Raw genomic sequence first — 24,296 nt, forward strand, 5'->3', positions numbered from 1 at the left:
AGTTTTATGAAAAAACATTTAATTTTTTTTGCCTCAATACACTTTATTGCTGCAATTGCATTTTTTAATCCTATAAAGGCACAGACCTGCCCAAGCTGGGGGCCTTATATAGAAGGATTTGATATGGCTAATACCGGGGAACTTTGGTACTCGGAAGTAATGGTAGACAATACCTGTAAAAAAATCAACACCTATTATTCAACGCTGAACTTTTCTTTAGGTCCGCGAGGAGGATATGGAGGAATTCAATACAAACCGAATGAAGTGTATAATAACATCTTCTCTATGTGGGACATACAGGACTCCAGCCTTCCACAGTGTAAAACGGAATATGCAGCGCCCAATACTTTGATAGATGGTTTCGGAGGAGAAGGAACAGGTCTTCATACAGATAATCCCATGCCATGGGTACCGGGAGTATGGTACGCAACAGTTGCCAGAAGGTGGTCTACCGGTGATGGAAAGACAAGAATAGGGTTCTTTATGTATGATTACGGTGTAGGAAAATGGAAACATTATGTGACTATTATAACGCCGGAAAATAATGCTTCATTTACCGGAACAAAACTGGGAGGTTTCGTAGAGAACTGGAATTCTAGCTTGAATAAAGATTCCCGTTGTGGATATTACAGAAATTTCTGGAGTATGAATGCACAGGGAAACTGGTCAAAACCATTAAGATATACCGCTTCAGCAGGAACCGGATCCTGGGGAGCACAAACAGCATTTAACAATACTGCCATTAAAATAACATCGTGTGGAACAACACCTGCTCCAGCAGGTGGTTCAGTAACTTTTAACAGTATTACTCAGGAAGGTACAAAACCTGCCTCAACTATTCCTATTAATGTCACTACCGTTACCCCTACATATAATTCATCCACTAATTCGGTCAATGTAACTTGGGCAAGTTCAGAAACAACAAGTCCGCAGCTTTCTTATAAAGTAGCTTTGTATACTGAAGCCAGCTGGGGGAATAATTATACTCCGGTTGCAGTAGTTTCCGGTATCCGTCCTGATCTCCGAAATGTAAGTATTCCTCTTCCTGCTAATTCTCAATCCGGAAAATATTATGTAAGTGTAGTATTGGACGATATATTTAAGCAAACTTCCAATTTCGGATATAACAATATTAATATCATAGCACCTCCGGTCATTGACCCGAATGCCTATTACAGAATAAAAAATGCAGGAAGTAACCTTTATATAAGCCCGGCAAATTATAGTTCTGCATCAAATGTTAAGATGGTACAATATCCGTTTAGTACTAATCCTGCACAGCAATGGAAGCTTGAAAAAACGGGAAAAAACTACATTATTATTAACCATGCTTCCGGATTGGCAATTGATGTTCCCGGTTCTAATATTACTAACGGAACTACATTGATACAGTATTCCAAAACCGGGAATAACAATCAGCAATGGGTACTAAAATCCTATACACCCAATACCATACTTATAGGCACCGCTTTATCAAATATGAAATCGATGGATAATCCTGCCAATTCCCAAACAACAGGTACTAATATTAACATTTGGGATCAGGATATGAATGGTACGGCAGGAATAAATCATCAGTGGATACTTGAACAGGTAACAACCACAACGTCAAGCATGTCTGCAAAACAGGAAATAACTTCTGCCGTTTATCCTAATCCTGTAAAACAAGGGGAAAATCTTACCATAAACCTTCCTGAAAATGGAAATTATGAATTACAAATTGTAAACACAGATGGACTAACAATACAACACCAGACAGTAAAAGGGGGAAAAACTACAATTTCAACCTCAAATATAAAAAACGGTGTATATTTCTATATTGCTAAAAGCATAAATGGTACTATTTCAGGAAAATTCTCTGTACAATGATAGTATAAGATTGTAACATGATATAATCTAAACGGGCGACCTCAATAAAGGCCGCCCGTTCTGTCAAAAATAATATTAAATTAATATGAAATTATAAAATTACGGTTTGTATAGAATGTGCAGGAGCATTCAGCTTAGCAGCCATTCCTTCTATCCATAGATTGGTTTCAATATCATTGTCCGAATCATTCATGATAACGGTTACCAGCTGTCCGTTTTCATTCATAAAAGCAGAAGATGTAAGGGCTGCTCTGTTGGAAGAACTTCCTATTCTCTGCGCATTCGGTCTGATATATTTTGAAACATGCCCTATATAATAGTATTCATACGTATAGAATACCTCTCCTGTTTTGGTATCAGCAATAATCGGGGCAAAGCAGAAGTTTCCTTTATGATTAGGTCCTCCAGTTTCATCCAATAAAATATTCCAGTCAGTCCATAAAGCATTTCCTTTGTTGAAATCGTTCAGCATATTTTTGCTGTACAGCTCTCCCAGGCTTACATCATAGATTTTATCCATATTGAACTGTTCTTTACATCCTTCCGTAAAGGCCAGGAATTTATCAGGAAAAGCTCTGTGTGTTTCTGCTAAATTGTCAAAAAGCTGAGTTTTGTTGTTCCACGTTTCATACCAATGATAACCGATACCATGGGCATATTTTGAGGTTTCCGGATCACTTAAAGTAGTCGTTGCTCTTTGATAGATAAGGTCTCTGTTGTGGTCCCAGATCATTACTTTTTTGTCTTTATATCCGTTTTTCCAAAGCGTTGGTCCAAGGTTCTTTTTCAGGAATTCTCCTTCTTCTTCAGCGGTATAAATACATGATTCCCAGCTTTGGGTAGCCATGGGTTCGTTCTGAACAGTTAATCCCCAGATATTAATTCCTCTCTTTTCATACTCTTTGATGAATTTGATATAATAATCTGCCCATGTCTGATAGTATTGATTTTCCAATCTGCCGCCTTTATACAAGCTTTGGTTTGATTTCATCCATGCTGGTGGGCTCCATGGTGAGAAATAAAATGTAAAATTATTACCAATAGCTTTCTGAGCTTCTTTAATCATTGGGATTTTATACTTTTCATCATGAGCCACATTAAAGGTCTTTAACGAAGTATCATTATCTTCTACATAAGTATAAGAATCACTGGAAAAGTCACAGGAATTCATATTGGTACGAACAACAGTGTATCCCAATCCATTTTTTCCGAAATAAGCATCCAGAATTTCTTTTTGCTTATTCTTTGGCATTTTATAAAAAGTCTCTGCTGAGGCATCTGTAATGGCACCTCCAATTCCTATCAGTTTCTGATATTTAAAATGGGGAGCTACAAAAATACAGGCATCCGTTTCTTTAGGCTGCCCGAACTGCTCAAATGTAACTACTCCCTTATCCGCCATCTTCTCATTTGCTTTTGAGTTGGTAAGAACCACTTTAGCTGTTTTTCCTGCATTTTTTTTCCAATAATTCTGAGCATTGACATTCATGACAACGCCTACTACAAAACAACTTACAATTAGTTTTCTCATGATTTTTTCTGTTTCCGGACCCATCCGGTCCTCATTTTCATTATTTATTTTGATAAACTCTTACGTAATCTATATAATACTTCTGTGGAAAAATCGTATCATCAATACCTTCCTTTCCACCCCAAAATCCTCCTACAGCGAGATTTAGAATGATAAAGTAAGGTCTGTTAAAAGGCCATGCTTCATTGTTTTTCTCTTTATTTTCGTAGGTGAAAAATTTCTTATCATCTATATAGACATCAATCTTTTCCGGTGTCCAGTCTGCTTTATAGACATGGAACTTTTCGCTTGCATCCTTTACAAACAAAGTATCTGTTTTCTGTGTTCCCTGGATATGATTATATTTTTTGGTATGAACGGAAGCATGGATATATCCTTGGTTATAGCCCACATGTTCCATGATATCCAATTCACCATCATCCGGCCATTTCTTCATATTTTCACTCATCATCCAGATGGCAGGCCAGGTTCCACGGCCTTTAGGAAGTTTTGCCCTAACTTCTACTGTACCATATTGAAAAGCAAATTTTCCTTTGGTTAAAAGTCTTGCAGAAGTATACTTACTGTTTTCCCGATTTTCTTTTCTGGCTTCAATGATGAGATTTCCTTTTTCCATTCTGGCATTCTCAAGCCTGTTTTTGGTATAAAACTGAGCTTCTTCATTTCCAAAACCGCTTCCTCCGGTATCATAATTCCATTTTAATGAATCCGGAAGGCCTTTGCCGTTAAACTCATCACTCCAAATCAGTTTTCTTCCAGTATCTGGTTTGTTTGAAGCACAATTGAATACAGAAAGGACGAGTGCTCCTGCTGCACAAATTCTGATGAGATTTTTAGCTTTGAGATTCATACGTATGTAGGTTTTAAGTTTTGGCTAAAGCCGTTTTAACGAGCAGGTTTTAATCCGCTCCTCTTGAATTGAATTTATTTCGTCCAGGTGATTCTTTTGGCCTGAACATTTTGAGAATCCGTACCTATCATAATGTCAAATTCTCCGCTTTCCCAATCAAAATTCAGGTTATCATCAAAGAATTTCAAATCTTCTGGTGTCAATTTAAAATCTACTTTTTTACTTTCTCCTTTTTTGATGAATACTTTCTGAAAGCCTTTCAGTTCTTTTACAGGTCTTACAACTTTCCCGAAAAGATCTCTGATATAAAGCTGTACCACTTCTTCTCCGTCATATTTTCCTATATTGGAAACAGTCACACTGATATTCAGTGTCTGATTTCCCGTAAGATTTGTGGAACTCAGAACCATATCAGAATATTTGAAATTGGTATAGCTTAAACCGTATCCAAACGGATATTTCGGGTCATTATCCAGGTCTATATAGGCTGAAACATAGTTTCTGTCTGTATTATTTTTTGCCGGCCTTCCTGTATTATAATAATTGTAATACACAGGAATCTGACCAACAGTTCTTGGAAAAGTCATTGGTAGTTTACCACCTGGATTTACAGTTCCGAACATAACATCAGCAATTGAGTTTCCTGCTTCTGTTCCCAGCCACCATGTGTACATAATGGCAGGAATATTGTCTGATGCCCAGTTGAAAATCAGAGGTCGCCCGGCATTGATCATCAGAATGATGGGTTTACCTGTTTTGGCAATTTCTTTTAACAAATCTTCCTGAACACCTGTAAATCCTATATTACTTCTGCTTTTGGCTTCTCCGCTCATCGCATGGCCTTCTCCCAGCGTCATGATGACAACATCTGCTTTTTTTGCAGTTTCTATGGCTTCAGCAAACTGACTTTTATCCTGATCATCGATATTGCAGCCTTTTGCATATAATAAAGTAGAGTTTTTATCCAGCTGGTTTTTAATTCCGTCAAATTGTGAAACGATTCTTTGATTATCATCTTTGAACGCAACAGACCAGAAACCGTGATTAGCTACTGTTTCTTTGCCGAAAGGGCCAATCAGAGCCACTGTTTTTGTAGTTTTTGAAAGCGGGAGAATATTTCCCTGGTTTTTAAGAAGAACAATACTTTTTGAACCGAATTCCCTTCCGAATTTTCTGTTTTCCTGATTATCAGTCTGCTCTTTTTGTCTTTTCTCATTACTGAACCTGTAAGGATCATCGAAAAGCCCCATTTCGAATTTCTTGGTTAAAATTCTACCTGCTGCATCATCTACCAGTTTTGCATCTACTTTTCCTTCTTTCACCAGTTTTGGAAGCTCTGCCATATACACACGGCTTTCCATATCCATATCGCTTCCGCCTTGTATTGCTTTTTCGGCTGCCTCAGCACCATCTTTAGCATAACCATGAGGAACCATTTCTCCGATGCTTCCCCAGTCTGACACTACAAAACCTTTATAATTCCATTTTCCTTTTAAAAGGTTTCTCTGAATATATTGATTGGCTGTTGCAGGAATTCCGTTAATATCATTGAAAGAATTCATGAAAGTGGCCACTCCTGCTTCTGCCGCAGCTTTAAATGGTGGAAGATAAGTTTCATTCAATTGTCTGAGACTCATATCTACAGAATTGTAATCTCTTCCGCCTACAGCGGCTCCGTAGGCTGCAAAGTGTTTTGCACATGCCATTACCGCATCAAGACTTCCCAAGCCTCTACCCTGAAATCCTTTAATTCTTGCCAGTCCTATTTTTGTTCCAAGATAAGTATCTTCTCCTGAACCTTCCATTACTCTTCCCCATCTCGGATCTCTGGCAATATCCACCATTGGCGCAAACGTCCAGTGAATACCATAAGCGGCAGCTTCTGTTGCGGCAATTCTTTCTGATTTTTCAATCATGGCCAGATCCCAACTTGCAGCCTGTCCAAGATTGACAGGGAATGTGGTACGATAGCCATGGATAACGTCCTGCCCGAACAATAAAGGAATTTTCAGCCTGGACTGCATGGCCAGTTTCTGAAAAGCTCTGGTTTCTTCAGAACCTGCTACATTCAACATGGAACCTACTTTTCCTTTTTTAATTTCTTCTAAAACAGCAGCTGAATTGGAATGCTGCGGTCCTGTGGCATATTCAAAACCACTGTACTGAACCATCTGCCCTACTTTTTCTTCCAAAGTCATTTTAGACAATAGCTCCGCTACTTTCTGATCAATGGTCTTTTGTCCGTAAGCATTCAATCCAAATGCAGAAAATGCCAGTAAGAAATAAACTCTTTTCATAGTATCAAATTAAAAAATATAGGTTGCTGTAGAACGTCCTGAAATTGTTACTGCAGCGGTTTTCCCGGCAAATTTAATATTAAAATTCTCATCTGCCTGATTATCGTTCTGTACAATTAAAACTATTTTCCCAAATTGAGTCTTAAAAGCAGCCGTTGAAAGTTTATCCGTCTGTGTGGAAGCGATGCGCTGAGAGCCTGCAGGAATAAATTTTGAAGCATGTGCAATAATATAATAGGAAACATTTCTGGTGAAATTTTCACTGTCGGAAACGGTTATAGCTCCTTTACATTCTGTACATCCGCCATCTGTATGAGGGGCAAATTTCGGATCGTTGGCAAGATTCCATTCCAGCGCAATTTTACTCCAGTTTCTCATAGATCCGATGATCACGTTTTTTGTATGCCAGTTCAGGTCTTCGGTAAAAGTGCCTTTTGAACCTGTCCATTGTTCAGTAAAGTATAAATTCTTATCCGGAAAAGCATTATGTACCGTACTTAATGCAGAAATATCGCCTTCGTAAAGATGAAAAGCAGATCCGTCTATATATTTGCCAGCTTCAGAATCTTTTAAAATATCAATCGCGTATTCGGGTTTGTTGCAATTGTGATCATACACAACAATTTTAGTAGTAATGCTATTTGTTTTAAAAACAGGTCCCAAATGGTTCTTAATAAAATCTCTCTGCTGTTCAGACGGCATATACAAACTTGGGTTATTTCCAGGATGCAGGGGTTCATTTTGCGGAGTTACAGCATCAATGGTAATCCCTTCTTTTTTCATTCCCTGAATATATTTTACAAAATATTGAGCATACGTTCCATAGAATTCAGGTTTTAAACTTCCTCCTTTTGATTTACCGTTGTCTTTCATCCAAACCGGAGGAGACCATGGAGCAGCAATAATTTTAATAGAAGGATTGATTGTCAGAATCTCTTTCAGCATACCAATCAAAGCGTTGTCTTTTGCCAGACTGAATTTTGAAAGCGAAGGATCAGTTTGTCCCTCAGGAAGATCATCATATGAAAAGACTTCACCATCAAGATCAGATGCACCTATGCTCAGTCTTAAATAGTTGATGGATATTGAATTTTTATCATTTCCAAAAAGTTCGTTAAGCAGTGCTTTTCTTTTGGAAGGCGACAACCGGTTGATTACCTCAACACTTCCTCCTGTTAATGTATAGCCAAAGCCATCAACATATTGAAATTTTTGAGTCTCATCAATTTCAATATTCTGAAAGCGGTTGGTGTTATTTACAAATTTAACGGGAGTCTGCTGCTGTAATTTTACACTTTCATCTCCTTTTGTGAGCCAGTATTGAACTTCGTTTCCTTTATTGGATGCCACTGAGGTACATGATAAAGGAAAAAGGGCCACACCACTAAGTAGTGCGGCACCTCTAAAGAAACTATATAAGTTGTGAAACTTCATATTTTAGTAACCAGGATTTTGTTTGATCTTCGTATTAAGAAGTTCATTATAAGGAATAGGTAAAAGTTCATTCTTATTGGGTTTAAATCCTCTAGATGCTAATTTGGAAGGTGCTTCTCCCCATCTTACGAGGTCAAACCATCGGTGCCCTTCACCAGCCAGTTCACGTCTGCGTTCATCTTTAACAGCTTGCAGTGTTACTGGTACTGAAGGCAGCCCAACTCTGGCTCTTACTGCATCCAATAAAGCCTGGGCTCTTGCACCTGAGCCGTTTAATGCTTCGGCTTCCATTAAGTAAGTATCTGCCAGTCTGATTACAATATAATTCCTGCTGTAGTTTAGCTCCGGAGCTCCGGGAAGATTGGATACCTCATCTCTTCTGGGAAGATATTTATTCAAAAAATAACCGGTATCATTATGAGCGGGTGAATATTTGATCTCTCCGCTTGCAGTCAGTTGTTTTGCGTTCAGGATCGTGGCATTCACTCTCGGATCGTCCTTCAGGAAATTATAAAGATCTTCTGTTGCAGTATTAAATGCCCATCCTGAAACAATATCCGGTGCTGTAGTCTTTAATCTATCGTATCCTCTCGGTCCTATCATTATACAGATAGAGTTTCCTTCATCCTTTCCTTGACCCCAGAAGCCCCAGTCTGAATTTCCTTTATTGGTATGCATTACTTCCAGAATAGATTCTGTGGTGAATTTGTTGTCCTGTCTCCACAGGTCATTATAATTAGCAATTAATTTATATCCGTACTGGCTGACTTGTCCCGGTGTTCCGTTCACTTCTGCAAATTGGGCTGCAGCAAGATCTTTCTTATTGTTATACAGATAAATTTTTCCCAGGATAGCTCTGGCTGTCCCCTGGCTTATCCTTCCTACCTCTGCTTTGTTAGTAGGTGCAATAGATAATGGAAGATCATTGATGGATGCTACAATATCTGATTCAATCTGCTCATACACTTTCTGAGGCTCTGTCTGAGGGATATTATAATAATCATCGGTTGCTGTAATAGGCTGTAAGATGAGAGGAATATTTCCAAACATTTTCAGCAGCTCAAAATAGTAAAGTGCTCTCAGCGTTTTAGCTTCAGCAATAAATCTTTTGCGTACCTGATCATTCATTTTAGCACCCGGAATTCTCTGAATAAGGAGATTTGCTCTGGCAATTCCCTGATAGAAATCATTCCAGTAGGTTTTGGGAACAGTGATCTGATCAATAGAATAGTTGGAAAAACTTTGTATTCCGGTACCATCTGTAGGACTTCCGCCACCGGAATAGAAATCATCGGAAGCTGCGTTAAAGAAAGTGACCGTATTTTCAAACCCGCCAGAATATTTTCTTAGCAGGTCATACACTGATACCAGCGCACTAAAAGACTGCTCTTCATTCTGGAAGTAGTTATTGGAGTCAAAAGCTCCTTTATTCTGTACATCTTCAATGAACTCATCACCACAAGATACGGAACTGAATCCAATACCTGATGTAAGTGCGATCAGTACTATTGCTTTATAGAATCTATTTTTCATGTTTGTTTTTTTAAAATTGAATGTTAGCACCAAATATGAATGTTCTGGCCTGTGGATAATATGCCCTATCTATACCATAGGAATCATTAACTGCAATTTCAGGATCATATCCTGTATATTTTGTAAAAGTGAAAAGATTCTCTCCTGTTACATAGAACCTTACCTTACTGGCACCAAAGCGTTTGGAAATTTCTACCGGCAGCGTATATCCCAGCTGAACCAGTTTAATTCTCATAAAATCTCCTTTTTGAAGATAATAGTCGGACATTTTGGTGTAATTTTCATTTTTATCATCAGCATCCAATCTTGCTACCGTATTTGAAGTGCCTGGCCCTGTCCATCGATCAAGAATTGTGGTTTGGTAATTACTGTAGAACAGATCAAGTCTTCTTAGACCCTGGAAAATCTTATTTCCGCCCTGACCTTGTAAAAACACCATCAGATCTACGTTCTTATAATTAAGGTTTAATGTTAAACCATAGGTAAACTTAGGGACAGAACTTCCCAGATAAGCATAATCATCCTGATTGATTTTACCATCGCCATTTACATCAAGTCTTTTGAAATCACCAGGCTTGGCATTAGGCTGTATCAGGCCACCACTGGCATTTCTATAGGCATCAATTTCTGCCTGTGTCTGGAAGATACCCAGATTCTGATATCCATAAAAAGCTCCATAAGGTGAACCTACCTGGAATCTTGTTACCGGTCCCATAGACTGGAAAGATGCAAAGTTTTCGTAGATTTTATCATCTTCAAGTCTTGTTACTTCATTCTTTAAATAGGAGAAGTTACCATTTACTGAAATTCCGAAATCAGACCAGGTCTTTTTATATCCCAGATTAACTTCAACTCCAGTATTGTTCATATCCCCCACATTTCTCCAAGGTCTGTCCGGAGCACCTACATATCCAGGAATATCTACCTGGCGAAGAATATCCGTTGTTTTCTTCTTAAACCAATCCACTGTCAAAGTAAAATCATTTAAGAATTTCAAATCGGCAGCAATATTCAACTGAGAAGTCTCTTCCCAGCGAAGATCCGGGTTTTCAAGAGTAGTTGGAGCGTATCCGATAATGATATTATTATCACCATAGGTATAATTGCTTCCTGATTTAAGGAAGTTGGCAAACCTGAAGTTTTCAATAGCATCATTACCTAAAACACCATATCCTCCCCTGAACTTCAAGGTATTAACGATCTTATTCTCCGGCCAGAAATTTTCGTTGGAGATATTCCATCCCAAAGAGAAAGCAGGAAAGTTCCCCCAATGTCTGTTTTTTGCAAATTTAGAAGAACCATCTCTACGGATAGTACCGGTAAACAGGTATTTATCTTCATAATCGTAAATCACTCTGGCAAAATAAGAGGCCTTATGGGTTTCAACCCCGTCATAAGCTGACGTTGAACGATTTTCCTGAGGAACATCAAAATTAAAGGACGCGTCCTCCCAGTTATTAACCGGCAGGTTGATATAGGTGGTATTATTTCCGGAACCTATATTATAAAAGTAAGCTCCCTGTCCAATTAATACACTCAAATTATGATTTCCCCACTTATTCTGATACGTCAATGTATTTTCCGTATTCCATTCCAGCTTTCTATTGCTTTCCCTTAAGAAGCTATTAAATACTGTGTTTCTTGAATTGGTATTAAGATAAAATTTGGGTGTAAACTGTTCTTTTCCCCAATAAGATAACTTTCCGTTAAGAGTAGTTTTGAAAGTAAAATGTTGTAAAAACTTTAACTCTGCAAATATATTCGCCACAAAATCATCAGACCAGTTGTATCTTCCAAGCTGAGTTTGTCTGAATGCCAATGGATTTGTCATTTCATTCTCTACAATAGTTGATACACCATACGGATTTCCGAAAGCGTCTCTAATCAGATAAGGAGAAATACCTGCATTATTATATGGGCTTGTATTCAATAAGGCAGGATCTGTAACCACTACCTGTGTTATAGGATCTAAATTGATCGCTGAACTTAAAGGACCTCCGAATTCGTCATTGGCATTAACTCCTTTCGTCTTTTGGTGGGTATAGGAGAATGTTTGTCCAATGGTAAGGAAATCAAAAACTTTATGGGTAGAATTCAGCCTTACATTCATCCTTTTGTAATTTGAAATATCCTTCAGGACAATTCCATCCTGTTCATAATATCCAAAAGAAGAATAAAAAGTAGATCTGTCATTTCCTCCACTCAGACTGAATTCATGAGACTTTCTTTCAGCAGTATTGAAAACTACATCCTGCCAGTCTGTACCGGCTCCAAAAGATTGAGGATTAGTAAAACGCGGGGCCTTTCCAGCATTAGTCAGAGCTTCATTAATAATAGTTCCATATTGGCTGGCATTCAAAAGATCCAATTTTTTTGACGCCGATCCCACCCCGTAAAAACCATTATAGGTTAAATTCATCTTTCCCTTTCTCCCTTTCTTTGTCGTTACAAGAATAACACCTTTAGCTGCAGAAACCCCATAGATCGCTGCGGAGGCACCATCTTTCAGAATTTCCATATTTTCTATATCAGACTGGTTGAGCCATGCGATATTATCCACAACAATTCCATCCACAACCCACAAAGGATCATTACTTCCTGCACCAAAACTTGTTACACCACGAACCCTTACTGTAGCTGCAGACCCAGGTTGTCCGGAATTGGTCACCACAGAAACACCTGCCGCCCTTCCCTGAAGGACCTGTTCAGGCTTTCCTGAAGGAATATCCTCAATATCCTTCGCCCTTACACTGGAAATAGCTCCTGTTACGTTACTCTTTTTCTGGGTACCGTAACCGATGACTACCACTTCGTCTATTTTGTTTTCTTTCGCAAGTGTGTCCTTCACCTTGGTGGTCTGGGCACTGAAGTTGGCCGTAAAATAGAGGACGGCAACCACTCCTACGCTTCTTGATATTCTTACATTCATATACAGTTATTGTTTAATTCTCAAATTGAGACAATAAAAATATATTTTTTTTAATTAATTAACATTCTATTCATAAATATTTTAATTTTTCTTTTATTTTTCAGGGTTAGAAGCCCTATCTTAGCATCAATATTTCATAAAATTTCATAAAAAATTAATAAAGTTATCTCCCAAAATGATCGTCAAGCCTTCAAAAATTTCTCTTCCGTTAAAACTTACCTTTCTCATTTTTTCAATGGTTCTAAACTGTATGGGACTGGTGATTCTGCAGTTGTCAGAAGAGAAAATCACCTATGGAGAACTGGGACTTTTAGAATCTTTTAAAGATCTACCTATTGCTTTTATTTCGCTTTTTGCAGTGAGCTTTATCAACAAGACAGGACCTAAAAAGGCATTGATCCTTGCCCTGGCCATTGTTGGATTCTGTTCCTGCCTGCTTCCTTTTGTAAAGGTTTTCTGGTTTTATAAATTGTGGTTTGCGATTATAGGAGCCTGCTTCGCTATTGGTAAAATCTGTGTTTTTGGGATTATAAGGAATAATATTTCGGATGAAAAATCCCTTGCAAAGACCATGAATAGCGTAGAAGCTTCTTTTATGATCGGGATTTTCGTTGTGAACACGGGTTTTGGATGGGTGATTTCCAGCCAGTATTCTGAATTCTGGAAGTTTGGTTTCTTGCTGATTGCTTTATTATCTGTGTTGACTATTTTTCTGCTTTCGAAGATAGAAATAGTAGAGTCAAAACCTATGGAAAGTAAAAGTATTCTCTCAGAATTATCAGGGTTTACCTCACCTGCAGTAGCTTTGTTTTTAGGAGTGGTCTTTTTTATTGTTTTCGTAGAACAAGGATTCAATTCATGGCTTCCTTCTTTTTATAAAAATCATCTGAAAGTCAATTCATTTTTTGCACTTCAGGCCACTTCTTTTCTATCCGTCTTTTCTTATGCCGGACGAACGATTACTGCCAATATCATCAAAAGGTTTACATTACCAAGGTATTATATTACTTGTATGACTCTTATTATCACCTTACTGATCATTATACTGGGAATACAGTATTTTGATTCCGAAGATTCGAGATTCTTACTTTTTTTATTTCCGGTTATTGGCTTGTTTCTTTCACCCCTCTACCCTGTGATCAATTCAAGAATGATTGCGCAGGTGGATAAAAATAAGATTAATCTTTTCACCTCTCTTATTGTTATTTTCTCCTCTCTTGGTAGCTCTGTAAGCTCTATTATTATGGCTGTTTTGTTTGAAAAACAATTGTTGAATTATTATCCATTATACATCTTATCTTCTGTAATTCTGCTTTTTGTGATTAGTTTTATATATTTTACTGTCACAAATAGAAAATAGTTTTATTTTTACTGCCATGAAAATTAAAGACACAAAAAGTAAAGAAACGCTACAGGAACTCATTGACACGAAAGATTTCGTAGCGCATATTTCCGTTGACTGCACCATATTCGGCTTTCATAATAACATTCTGAAAGTTTTGCTTTTAAAATATCATGATCTGGATCTATGGTCACTTCCAGGTGGTTTTGTTTTTAATGATGAAGACCTGAGAGAAGCTGCTGAAAGGGTTTTGTTTGAAAGAACACATCTTAAAGGGTTATTTCTGAAACAGTTTCACACCTTCGGAAGAATAGACCGTACAGAGAACAATGTACATCAGATTCTCCTTAAAAATAAAGGAATAACCGTTCCTGAAGATCACTGGATCTTCCAGCGTTTTATCACAGTAGGTTACTGCAGCCTTATTGATTTTTCTCTGGCTGATACTTTCCCTGACGCTTTCAATGAAAGCTGTGAATGGTTTGAAGTCAACAACCTGCCTAAAATGGCATTCGACCATGACAGAATTATTGAGACAGGTCTTGAATACCTGAGAATGAATATCAATACAGAGGTTGCAGCAAGTAACCTGCTTCCTGAAAAATTTACAATGAAAGACCTTCAGGCTCTTTATGAAACTATTTTAGGACAGAAATTCAGAAGAAATAATTTTCAGCGGAAAATTTTAAGTTTAAATATTCTGGACAGAATGGAAAAACTCTATGACGGCTCGGCCAATAAAGCTCCTTATCTGTATAAATTTAAAACTAAAGTTCATAACTCTACCAATCAGTATCCTATCTCTAATGATGAGGAGTCATAAAAATATAAATTTAACTAAAATCATAAACAAAGTAACAGTAGCCCTCTGAGAATCAATAGTAAAACAAGTTTTTAAAAAAATTTTCTAGACATCACGAAAAATGTTACTTTTAACCAAATCAAAAAATCATGTCATATTATCCTCTTACAAGCATCCCTGATTATTATGGAATTGATGCTTTACTTACTGAAGAACATAAACTCATCCGCCAATCCGTAAGAGACTGGGTTGAAAGTTTTGTAATGCCGCAGATAGATCAGGCCGCTCAAAATCATACAGATATTCCTAATCTTATGAGAGAATTGGGTAAAATCGGAGCGCTGGGACCTTATATCCCTGTTGAGTATGGCGGTTCAGGATTAGACCAGATTTCTTATGGTCTGATTATGCAGGAGTTGGAAAGAGGAGATTCTGCAGTACGTTCTGCTGCTTCGGTACAGAGTTCATTGGTGATGTTCCCTATTAACGAATTCGGTTCTGAAGAACAGAAAAAGAAATACCTTCCAAAGCTTGCTGCGGGAGAAATGATTGGTTCTTTTGGATTGACTGAGCCAAACCACGGTTCTGATCCGGGTTCAATGGAAACTTATTTTAAAGATATGGGTGATCATTATCTTTTAAATGGTGCTAAAATGTGGATCACGAACTCTCCTTTATGCGACATCGCTGTAGTATGGGCAAAAAATGAGGAAGGAAAAGTACAGGGATTAATTGTGGAAAGAGGTATGGAAGGTTTTACCACTCCTGAAACTCACAATAAATGGAGCTTAAGAGCTTCCAAAACCGGAGAACTGGTATTTAATGATGTAAAGGTTCCGAAAGAAAACCTGCTTCCTGGAGTAACAGGACTGAAAGGACCTCTATCTTGTCTGAACTCTGCAAGATATGGAATTTCCTGGGGAGTAATAGGTGCTGCGATTGACTGTTACTGTACTGCAGTTCAGTATTCCAAAGAAAGAAAACAGTTTGGAAAACCAATCGGTTCTTATCAGCTTCAGCAGAAAAAATTAGCTGAATTCTTAACAGAGATTACAAAAGCTCAGTTATTATGTCTTCAGTTAGGAAATCTTAAAAATGCTCACAAAGCAACTCCTGCTCAGATCTCTATGGCTAAACGTAACAATGTACATATGGCTATTGAAATAGCCAGAGAATCCAGACAGATCCTTGGAGGTATGGGAATCATGGGTGAATTCCCAATGATGAGACATGCTGCAAATCTTGAGTCTGTAATTACTTACGAAGGAACGCATGATGTTCATTTACTGATCACCGGACTGGATATTACAGGAATCAACGCTTTCTAAAAAAGATAAAAATATAAATAGAGAGTCTGGCCAATGGTCAGACTCTTTTGTTTACTCACTTTGCAGGGATCTTATATTCAATGAATAATTGTTGATATCATAAAGTTTTTGTGATTTTATTAAAATTATTACTTTAATACCACGCAAAAACAAACAATATGAGAAAAATTACAACTTTTTTATTAAGTCTTACCGCATCATTTTACTTTGCACAGCAGGCTGGTGATGTTGTAAGTGCCGAGCAGAAACTGGATTTAACACCACAAGGAGTTATCAATTTTATCGCCAATAATCTTGGTGATCAGAATGCTCCGGAATTTGCCAACTATCTGAACAGTTTCAATCTTGGACTGAAAGGTTACAAAATTACCTATTACACCAAAAATGAAAACAATGTTCTTGTAAAAGCTACAGGACTATTGATGTACCCTAACGTACCTTTCAAACTCTCAACAGTAGTATCCGATCACGGAACAACAGACAGCAGAAATAATGTTCCGTCTAATTTCAAAGGGGCTTTAACAGCAGGATTTGTTGTTGAATTATCCTATGTACTCAACGGATATATTTTGATGGCGCCCGACTACGTAGGAATGGGAACTGGAGATGGTACTCACCCTTATGTAGATTACGCCACAGAAGCGGGTGCTACCATAGATTTTATAACCGCAGCGAATAAAGTACTGGCACAACTCAATATTAAACGTTATGACGAATATTTCTTAGCCGGATATTCTCAGGGCGCCCATGCTGCGATGTCTACATTAAAAAGATTAAGCATTTCAAATCCCAATAATATAAAATTCAAATATGCCTACATGGGTGACGGACCGTATGATTTCTCAGGAGTAACTTTAAATAAGGGAGTCCTTGAAAAAGATATTTATCCGTTCACCTCATTCCTAGCGAATGTACTTCATACCTGTAACAATACAGGTTATAAAACCTATAATAATGACATTTCAGAAGTTATTTCTGCAGAATACCTCGATAAATACAACTATCATGTTGTTCAGGATAACGGCGGACTTTTGTGGGGGCCTGTTATATGGAGAAAGCTCTTTACCACCAGTTTCGTCAATGATGTTACCAACAATCCCAATAACAAGCTAAGGCTATGCATGAAACCTAAGGATGTATACGACTGGTATAATAAAACGCCTATGACATTGGGGCATTCAACTGTCGATCTAGCGATTCCGCCTGAAAATACTTCTAAAACTATTGATGTTCAGCGTGGCTATTATCCATGGTGGGATCTTAATAAGTATAAACTGGATTCTTTTTACTGGGGACCACTGGGACATGTGGGAGGAATTCTTCCTTTTACACTAGCTTCCAATGCGAAATTCAATACCCTGAGAAGCGGCGGCCTTCTTAATGAATGGGCGATTGCAGGATCAATTTTCGGTAAACAATCAGCAGAGAAAACATCTGAAAAACCTTCCCTTCTGTCTTCACAGATCAAACCGGATCTGGGCAATATGCAACTGGTAGAAATTACAGATTTCAATAAAGAAAAAGCCCAGAGCAGGACAGCCAGCAATCAAAATTTATCAACTTTAAAAGATGGAGTTTATTTATTGAAAGTATCAGAAAACAATGAAAATAAAATAATTCCATACATCAAAAACACACCTCAGGAAGTTACCGAAAACGAAATTGTACAATCTGTGAATGCATCCCTTTTGCAATTAAAAGTAGATCAGGAGGAACTTACTGCTGTACATATTTTTGATGAAAATAAAACCCTGATCAAAAGTATTTCCCAAAAACAGTATCGGGAAACCGGAGGAATCAATATTCATGATCTGGAAAGCAAAAACTATACGTTTGAAGTTGTTACTCCTTACTACAATCTTCAGTTCAGTAAAGCGGTGGGAGGAACAATATCATCAGAAAATAACACTGATATCTATACGCAGAGACAACAAATTGTAGCTAAATCCGGCAATGATATTAAAAACATCAGCGTTTATAACATTTCCGGCGCTCTGATTATTCAGCAGGAAGTAAACAAACCGTTGTTTGAATCCCGAAATCTTGAACCGGGTGTATATCTCGTACAAATCACCCTTTCTAATGGAAAAACCATTAATAAGAAAGTAAAACTGTAAAAACAATCACTCTTCATATCTCATTTCAAGTTAATTTTGGCACTTCAGCAATGAAGTGCTTTTTGCTTCGATCATTTAAAAGCATTATAAAGGAGTATATCCTTAAAACTTAAATCCGACACTAAAATAGATCCTTGAAAAATCAAGCTGACTGTTTCTGGAAATATTCATGCTGATAGGACCGATAAGGGATTCGTAGCCCAGGTTCAATCCGTACCCAAACATATCAAAACTGTCATTAAAAGGAGAAAACTCTTCACTCACCTTTCCATAGCTGAATGAAGGAGTAAGATAGAGTTTTTTCATAATTCTGTACTGGAATGACACAGCAGCCTTAGCCACAGAAGTCATCGGAAGTTCTTTTTGACGAAGCCCGTTGAATTCAGGGCTTAGCAGATCATAATTATATTCACTCCCACCCAGGTTATACTTTTGATTCAAAAACAAATACGGAACTTTATCTTCTTTCTTGGAACCGAAACTCGTTCCTAGAAACACATTCGCTTTTACTGTCAGTTTTCTTGTGATGGGATAGAAAAAGTTCTCATTCAATGTAAATGAAACAAGGTTTTTAGGCTCAGAATAGTAAGATTCTTTCGGGTTAAGGATCAGATACAGGAGAGGCTGCACAGTGTTCAGATCATAAAGCTCATACCGATCTCCGTAATAAAATCTCGTACTCACCTGCAGATGATTCCCTTTTGTAGTGAAATATCTTTTATTGAGATTATTCTGTTCAAATTTCAGGAAAGTATTGAAATTGCTGTGATTATAGAGCTTTTTACTGTAATTATCTACTTTCGACTGATCCACCTTATCCAGTAAACTGTACATTCTTTCCGTACTGAATTCCGTTCCCAGAGATAGATAAGCATTAGGATTGATGTTATAATTCAGTGCAATTTTTCCGGTTATATTACGGTACATATGGTTAGGAAAGCGGTCACCGCCATCTTCACTGATATCATACAGTCTGAAGTTCAGATCATTACTTTTCAGGTGAACCATCTTGGCTTCCAGATCCAACCATAAACGTTCTCCACTATCCAGGAACTGCTGGTAAGCAAGTTTAGCTTTGAAACGTTCCGAAATATCCACTGTTGCCAGAAATCTTGATCGGTTGAGAAGAATATTTCTGTATGTATAATTGACAATAATTCCTACGGACTGTTCCGTATCATAGTGCAGCGCGAGTTTAAATGCCCCTTTTTTCGCCCTTTTCACAAATACATTCATCACAAGACCATCATTTACATTCGTGTAGGTATAGTACACTTTAACGTACTGGCGCATTCCAAATACACGGTCTATGGCTTCATTAACCGTTTTTGCATCGTAATACTTCCCTTCCGTAAGTCCCATCTGCTTTTTCAGTACTTCAATTTCAGCCGCATCTGTAATGGGTGTTCCGTCTTCTTCGTTAAAAGTAAATTTAGTGGTAGGCAGTTTCACTTCTTCAATCATTGTATGTTCATACGTAATTCCGGCTTTTCGCTGAGCTTCTGCCAGAGCTACAAACTCAGGAAGATGTTTTCTCGCTTCAGTCTCTCCTATTTTTATGATCCTTCTGAATTTGGCAAAATCTTTCGTTGTAATTTCTCCCAGTGGATCTACAAAGTCGACCAGAATATCTGATAATTCTTTCTGATGTTTAAAATCTTCTACAGAGCGGATGGCATGAGTCTGATAGATCATCTTCATCGGATTTTCAATCTCTTTTTTCGTAAAAAGTCTGAATCCGGTGTAGCCTCCGATCACAAAACCGGCACCCATCTCACGAACTTCATTGGCCGGATAATTACGATCCAGACCGCCATCAACCAAAAGCTTTCCATCAATATAAACAGGAGCAAAAGCGGCAGGAATAGCCAGCGTAGATCGAATAGCCAGTGGTAATGATCCTTCTTTCTGCATCACCAGACCTCCGTTTTCAATATCGGAAGATGTAAGCTGCACAGGAATCCTCAGTTTACTGAAATCGTTGATATGCTTTGCGTTGAAAGTAAGCGTATTAAGAACTTCTCCCATGTACTGCCCTTCAATATAAGAACTTGGAAGTGTGGGAAATCCTTTGACTACCGGAAATTCAAGGATATACTTATCATATTCGTCTTTTTCACTGATATTGACTTTATTGTAAGGAATTTTATTACTCAGAATCCTGTTCCAGTCCATTTTATAGATCGTATGCTTAAGCTGGTCTGCATTATATCCCATTGCATATAAGCCTCCCAGAATCCCTCCCATACTGGTTCCTGTGATATAATCGACTTTGATTCCCAATGAATCGATCATTTTTAAAATCCCGATATGGGCAAATCCTTTTGCACCGCCGCCACTGAGCGCAAGGCCAAACTTAGTATCTTTGGTTACATTCTGAAGCGCAATATTCAGGGAATCATTCTTTTGCTGAGATTTGATAATGAGAGAAAAAGCAATGGCTAAAAATATCAGGATCTTTTTCATTGGTACTGCTTAATGTATCTGATTTAAACTTTATAAGTTTTTAATAAGTAGTAAAGATACACAAAAAGTTACCTGCTTTATCACAACATTTCGTGAAGTAAACGATTCTAAGCCAGCTTATTTATTAAGAATAAACAGAGAGAAAAAATATACTAAGACTAAAATTTTTAATATGTTTTTATCGTTTCCACGAAATTGATATCCGGATTTAGGATTTCCAGGATAAGGCTTTTCACAGATTTCATGGCATCATCAATATTTCCTTTATCAAACTGCAGGGCAACCATTCCCTTTTTAGCATCTGCAAAACTCCAGATTCCGGTTTCAATCGGGAAACCCCAAAACTCAGGAAGGTGCTGTACCACGTAATGATAAATACAAAGCTGAAGGGCCTGCTTCCTGTCGCTGTTATGAAAATATTCATCTACGTTATCCTGATCAATCTTTACAGTAAGATTTTTAGTCCTGGCGGTTTTATAATCAATAATTCTCAGAGTACCGTTCAGTTTATCAATCCGGTCAATGAATCCGAAGAAAGAAATTTTATCATTTCCATCAAGAGGAAAATCGATGTTTTCAAACCTTCTTTCGATATCAATAATCTCCAGTTTATTACCTTGCTTTATGAGTTCAAGATCATGATTCAGCACATTTTCAATGACCTTTTTTGCAATGGCCATATGGATATAATTCATCCCTTTTTCATAAAATTCCGGCTGGTGCTTCAGTTTTTCAATAGCAATATTTATATATTCATCTACTGCTTTAACTGAATTCTTTAAATCACTTTCTTTTAAAACCTTACCCTTTAACACCTCATACACTTCTTGAAGTGAATAATGAACCAGATTTCCGTAATTTTTTATCGATAGTTCTTCTTCAATTTCATCCGTTTCCGAAGTATTTAAAATCTTGGAAAGGTAGAAATCAATCGGATTGTAAAGATAACTCGTCAGGTGGGAAGCAGATACTTTTTCCTTCCATTTTTGAAGACGTTCCTGTACAATTTGTGTCTTGGAAATTTCTATCGGTTTGGTGGCAATAGGTTCAGAGGAATTTTCAATAATGAGATGTTCGATCTCATGAGAACTTTCCATTTCGATCTGTGTAATGAAACGGCTCTTCTCTCCGGTATTGACTCCGGAACTTAAAGCATTGTATAGTAAATGTACATTCTTCGCATCCTGAATCAGTCTGTAAAAGTGATAGGCATAAATGCTGTCATTTTCAAGAAAAGTATGAAGATCGAAGAACCTTCGGATATCAAAAGGAATATAGGTATTCTGAGAGTTTCCAAGGGGAAGTTTTCCTTCGTTGACGGAAAGCAGAATAACATTTTCAAAGTTCAGCAGACGCGTTTCCAGTAATCCCATGATCTGAAGTCCTCTCAGAGGTTCTCCCTGAAAATCGATACTTTCAGAATTGATATGCTGGTTGATCAGGATTTCCAGCGTTTCCATTTTGATCTCAATATTGTAAGGAGTCAGCTGGTTTTTGATGATTCTGAATGCATTTTCAAAGTGAGAGACATTTTCATACTGAATATCGTCTATTTCAAGCCATTTTACCTGCTGGCAGAACTCAATAAGCATATCCAGATAACCGTTGGTTCCTGTTGCTTTTTGAAGAAGTCCATAATAAGACAGCCCGCTTAGCAGTTCATGTAAAAGTTTCCTGGAAATATAAACAATATTCCGTTCTTCTACTTTGGCTTTAAAATCATTGATAATCTGTTCATCTTCTACAGATTTTGGCAGTTCCTCCAAAATAGGGAAAACATCTCTGTAATAATAAGACAGTTTATTTTTTTCCAATTGTTTCTGCAGATAGAAAAGACGTTTCACTGCATTGGAGAAAGATAAGTTTTTCAACGGGAATCCCATTGTAATATTCAAATTATCAACACCATGCATTACATCAAGACTGGCCGGAAGAAGATTTTCATCCAGCAGTACTACTGCTGTATTGGAGTAGGTTTTATTATTGATCTCTTTAAAGATTTCAGGCAATACTTTGGTCTGGGTTACATTCCCGGACACTTCGTATACCTTAATTTTTTTAGGTTGGTTAAAATCGTCTTCTATCCACTGAAAAGATCTGTTATCATCAAATTCTTTCCAGGTTTTATGATTTCTCAGAAATTTTCCTGCTTCCTGTCTCTCGTCATCGAAATAATAACGGTCAGCCTGAAAGAAACACTGCGCTTTATTCCATTGCAAAAGGCTTCTTACAAGCTTTTCTTCTACCGGAGTAAAGGCATTGAAGCCGCAAAAAACAAATTCTTCTTTAGTATTTTTTGCAAAGTCGGCAATCCTGGCTTTAGCCGCCTCATGAATCATTCCGGAAGTAGCCCAGTTTCTCTCCTGCAGTCTCTCCTTTAAAACAGGGAGAAAAACGTTCATATTCTGCCAGAAATTAAGAAACTTCTTTCTTGGGACATCATCATCCTCTCCAAGATCCTGAGCCCATTCTTTAATCCTTTCCTCATCAAACATATACTGCAGAACTGCCTGATCGCTATCTGAGAATTTGAGAATATCATCCCAATCCTTCTGTAAGGTGGGAAACCATTTCAGAAAATCGGAAAAATCATCTCTGGGGATAAGATTCAGGCTTCGGTACACATCAAAAGAGAAAAGCCACAACGGAATCCCCTGAATAGTCTGATGATCTGCTATTTTATTGATGAGTTCCTCAATCGTAAAAAAATTGGGAAGAAACCCTGAATAGTTATTTTCCTCCAGAATTTGTCTGATAAACACAATGGGACGTTTTCCGGGCAGAATGATATTAAACGCAGAAAGGTCAGTGTTTTGTGCCAGCAGTTCGTGGATGATCTTATTGAGGAATTTCAAAGGGTTTTATAGCTTTTTAAGTTATCTAGTTGTTCAGAAATCAACTGATTATATTCGGTTTGTTTTTCTTTATCAATTCCATGCCGGGTTTCGCCGTCATAGGACATCTGGAAGTTTTTATAATCAATAGCGATTCCGTCATAAATGGCTTTGAAATATTTATTATAATCTCCAGAATTTTTAATTTTTTCAGCAACAGCCTTTCTGAATTTTCTCACAAATAATTCTGCAATATCAAAATGCTTTTGCTCATGAAGAAGAATATAATCATCCATTCTTTTGACATCTTTCCAGGATTTATCCTCATGAAAAAGGGTTTTGATGGTAATCGTAACCGGAGCCTTCGGATCAGAAGATTTTTCAGAATAAAACTCCCAGCCACAATGGGTATATGCTGCTACATCAGGATTCTTTTTCTTGCTAACCGGGCTTTTAAAGTTATCCCATGTTAATTTTTTACCTTCTTCCCAGATAATTTTCTGTCCGGTTACAGCTTGCGCTGCTAATAAACATAGTACAAAAGTCAATCTCATTATTCCACTACAATTGTTTTTGTGATCCAGTTATTTCCTCCATTCCAGAATTTAAAAGTATAATTACCTTTTCTTTGAGGACTGAAATTGATTTGATTCGCTCCAACGTAATTCCCTTGTGTACAAGGTCCGTTGGTAATATATTTATAGGAAGTCACCGTTCTTTCCAGATTGGTATTGTAAACATAATCATATCCATAAAAACCCTCACAATGAGATGGATAAGTGGAATATGTTTTGATGCTCTGTATTCCAAAAACATCCATGGTATCATTGACAATTTTTACGCTGTCTATTTTAATTTTACCAATAGATTCAATGGTTTGATAATTATCATCATCACACGAAACCAGAAGCACGCCTAAAACGAATACTGAAAATCCAATATTTAAAAGTTTTTTCATAACCTT

At 37.4% G+C, this 24,296-nt stretch carries 15 protein-coding genes; 5 read left to right on the forward strand and 10 right to left on the reverse strand.

Annotation, left to right across the window (positions count from 1 at the left end; translation table 11 throughout):
* Positions 1-6 precede the first annotated feature (6 nt).
* Positions 7-1,869 (forward strand): RICIN domain-containing protein, encoded by a 1,863-nt coding sequence (locus KBP46_RS05135; RefSeq protein WP_123278437.1) that lies wholly within the window; start codon positions 7-9, stop codon positions 1,867-1,869.
* A 91-nt stretch (positions 1,870-1,960) separates the two neighbouring features.
* On the opposite strand, the gene KBP46_RS05140 is transcribed toward KBP46_RS05135, so the two are convergent.
* The 6 genes from KBP46_RS05140 to KBP46_RS05165 all read right to left on the reverse strand — a co-directional run bounded on the left by KBP46_RS05140 (position 1,961) and on the right by KBP46_RS05165 (position 12,443).
* Positions 1,961-3,400: a glycoside hydrolase family 30 beta sandwich domain-containing protein gene (locus tag KBP46_RS05140; protein WP_216444809.1), complete on the reverse strand. Its 1,440-nt coding sequence runs from the start codon at positions 3,398-3,400 to the stop codon at positions 1,961-1,963.
* Between the two features lie 40 nt (positions 3,401-3,440).
* On the reverse strand, positions 3,441-4,250 hold the full coding sequence (locus KBP46_RS05145) for a family 16 glycosylhydrolase (protein WP_062670288.1): 810 nt from the start codon (positions 4,248-4,250) through the stop codon (positions 3,441-3,443).
* A gap of 74 nt (positions 4,251-4,324) precedes the next feature.
* Entirely contained in the window at positions 4,325-6,547 is a 2,223-nt protein-coding gene (gene bglX / locus KBP46_RS05150; protein ID WP_216444810.1) for a beta-glucosidase BglX, read from the reverse strand.
* A 9-nt stretch (positions 6,548-6,556) separates the two neighbouring features.
* The gene (locus tag KBP46_RS05155; protein ID WP_216444811.1) at positions 6,557-7,981 is read right to left on the reverse strand and encodes a glycoside hydrolase family 30 beta sandwich domain-containing protein; all 1,425 of its coding nucleotides are present in this window, start codon (positions 7,979-7,981) and stop codon (positions 6,557-6,559) included.
* A gap of 3 nt (positions 7,982-7,984) precedes the next feature.
* Positions 7,985-9,514: a RagB/SusD family nutrient uptake outer membrane protein gene (locus KBP46_RS05160; protein ID WP_062670293.1), complete on the reverse strand. Its 1,530-nt coding sequence runs from the start codon at positions 9,512-9,514 to the stop codon at positions 7,985-7,987.
* Positions 9,515-9,524: 10 nt separating this feature from the next.
* The gene (locus KBP46_RS05165) at positions 9,525-12,443 is read right to left on the reverse strand and encodes a TonB-dependent receptor (protein ID WP_123278441.1); all 2,919 of its coding nucleotides are present in this window, start codon (positions 12,441-12,443) and stop codon (positions 9,525-9,527) included.
* 250 nt (positions 12,444-12,693) lie between these two features.
* Between KBP46_RS05165 and KBP46_RS05170 the strand changes: the two genes are divergently transcribed.
* The 4 genes from KBP46_RS05170 to KBP46_RS05185 all read left to right on the forward strand — a co-directional run bounded on the left by KBP46_RS05170 (position 12,694) and on the right by KBP46_RS05185 (position 18,032).
* Positions 12,694-13,803, forward strand: coding sequence for a sugar MFS transporter (locus tag KBP46_RS05170; RefSeq protein WP_253297210.1), 1,110 nt, complete (start codon positions 12,694-12,696; stop codon positions 13,801-13,803).
* 16 nt (positions 13,804-13,819) lie between these two features.
* Positions 13,820-14,608 carry an NUDIX domain-containing protein gene (locus KBP46_RS05175; protein WP_062670299.1) on the forward strand — a complete coding sequence of 263 codons (789 nt, stop codon included), beginning with the start codon at positions 13,820-13,822 and terminating at the stop codon, positions 14,606-14,608.
* Between the two features lie 128 nt (positions 14,609-14,736).
* Positions 14,737-15,915 (forward strand): acyl-CoA dehydrogenase family protein, encoded by a 1,179-nt coding sequence (locus KBP46_RS05180; RefSeq protein ID WP_114821912.1) that lies wholly within the window; start codon positions 14,737-14,739, stop codon positions 15,913-15,915.
* Positions 15,916-16,073: 158 nt separating this feature from the next.
* Positions 16,074-18,032 carry a T9SS type A sorting domain-containing protein gene (locus KBP46_RS05185; RefSeq protein ID WP_216444812.1) on the forward strand — a complete coding sequence of 653 codons (1,959 nt, stop codon included), beginning with the start codon at positions 16,074-16,076 and terminating at the stop codon, positions 18,030-18,032.
* A gap of 102 nt (positions 18,033-18,134) precedes the next feature.
* On the opposite strand, the gene KBP46_RS05190 is transcribed toward KBP46_RS05185, so the two are convergent.
* From KBP46_RS05190 to KBP46_RS05205, 4 genes are all read right to left on the reverse strand, one after another.
* Entirely contained in the window at positions 18,135-20,498 is a 2,364-nt protein-coding gene (locus KBP46_RS05190; protein WP_216444813.1) for a patatin-like phospholipase family protein, read from the reverse strand.
* Between the two features lie 167 nt (positions 20,499-20,665).
* Positions 20,666-23,353 (reverse strand): PD-(D/E)XK nuclease family protein, encoded by a 2,688-nt coding sequence (locus tag KBP46_RS05195; protein WP_216444814.1) that lies wholly within the window; start codon positions 23,351-23,353, stop codon positions 20,666-20,668.
* Positions 23,350-23,886, reverse strand: a complete 537-nt coding sequence (locus KBP46_RS05200) for a hypothetical protein (protein WP_062670309.1) — start codon at positions 23,884-23,886, stop codon at positions 23,350-23,352. The genes KBP46_RS05195 and KBP46_RS05200 overlap by 4 nt, the downstream gene beginning before the upstream one ends.
* Entirely contained in the window at positions 23,886-24,290 is a 405-nt protein-coding gene (locus KBP46_RS05205; RefSeq protein WP_062670311.1) for a hypothetical protein, read from the reverse strand. The genes KBP46_RS05200 and KBP46_RS05205 overlap by 1 nt, the downstream gene beginning before the upstream one ends.
* Positions 24,291-24,296 lie beyond the last annotated feature (6 nt).

Source organism: Chryseobacterium sp. PCH239, assembly GCF_018924625.1.
Classification (GTDB): Bacteria; Bacteroidota; Bacteroidia; order Flavobacteriales; family Weeksellaceae; genus Chryseobacterium; species Chryseobacterium cucumeris.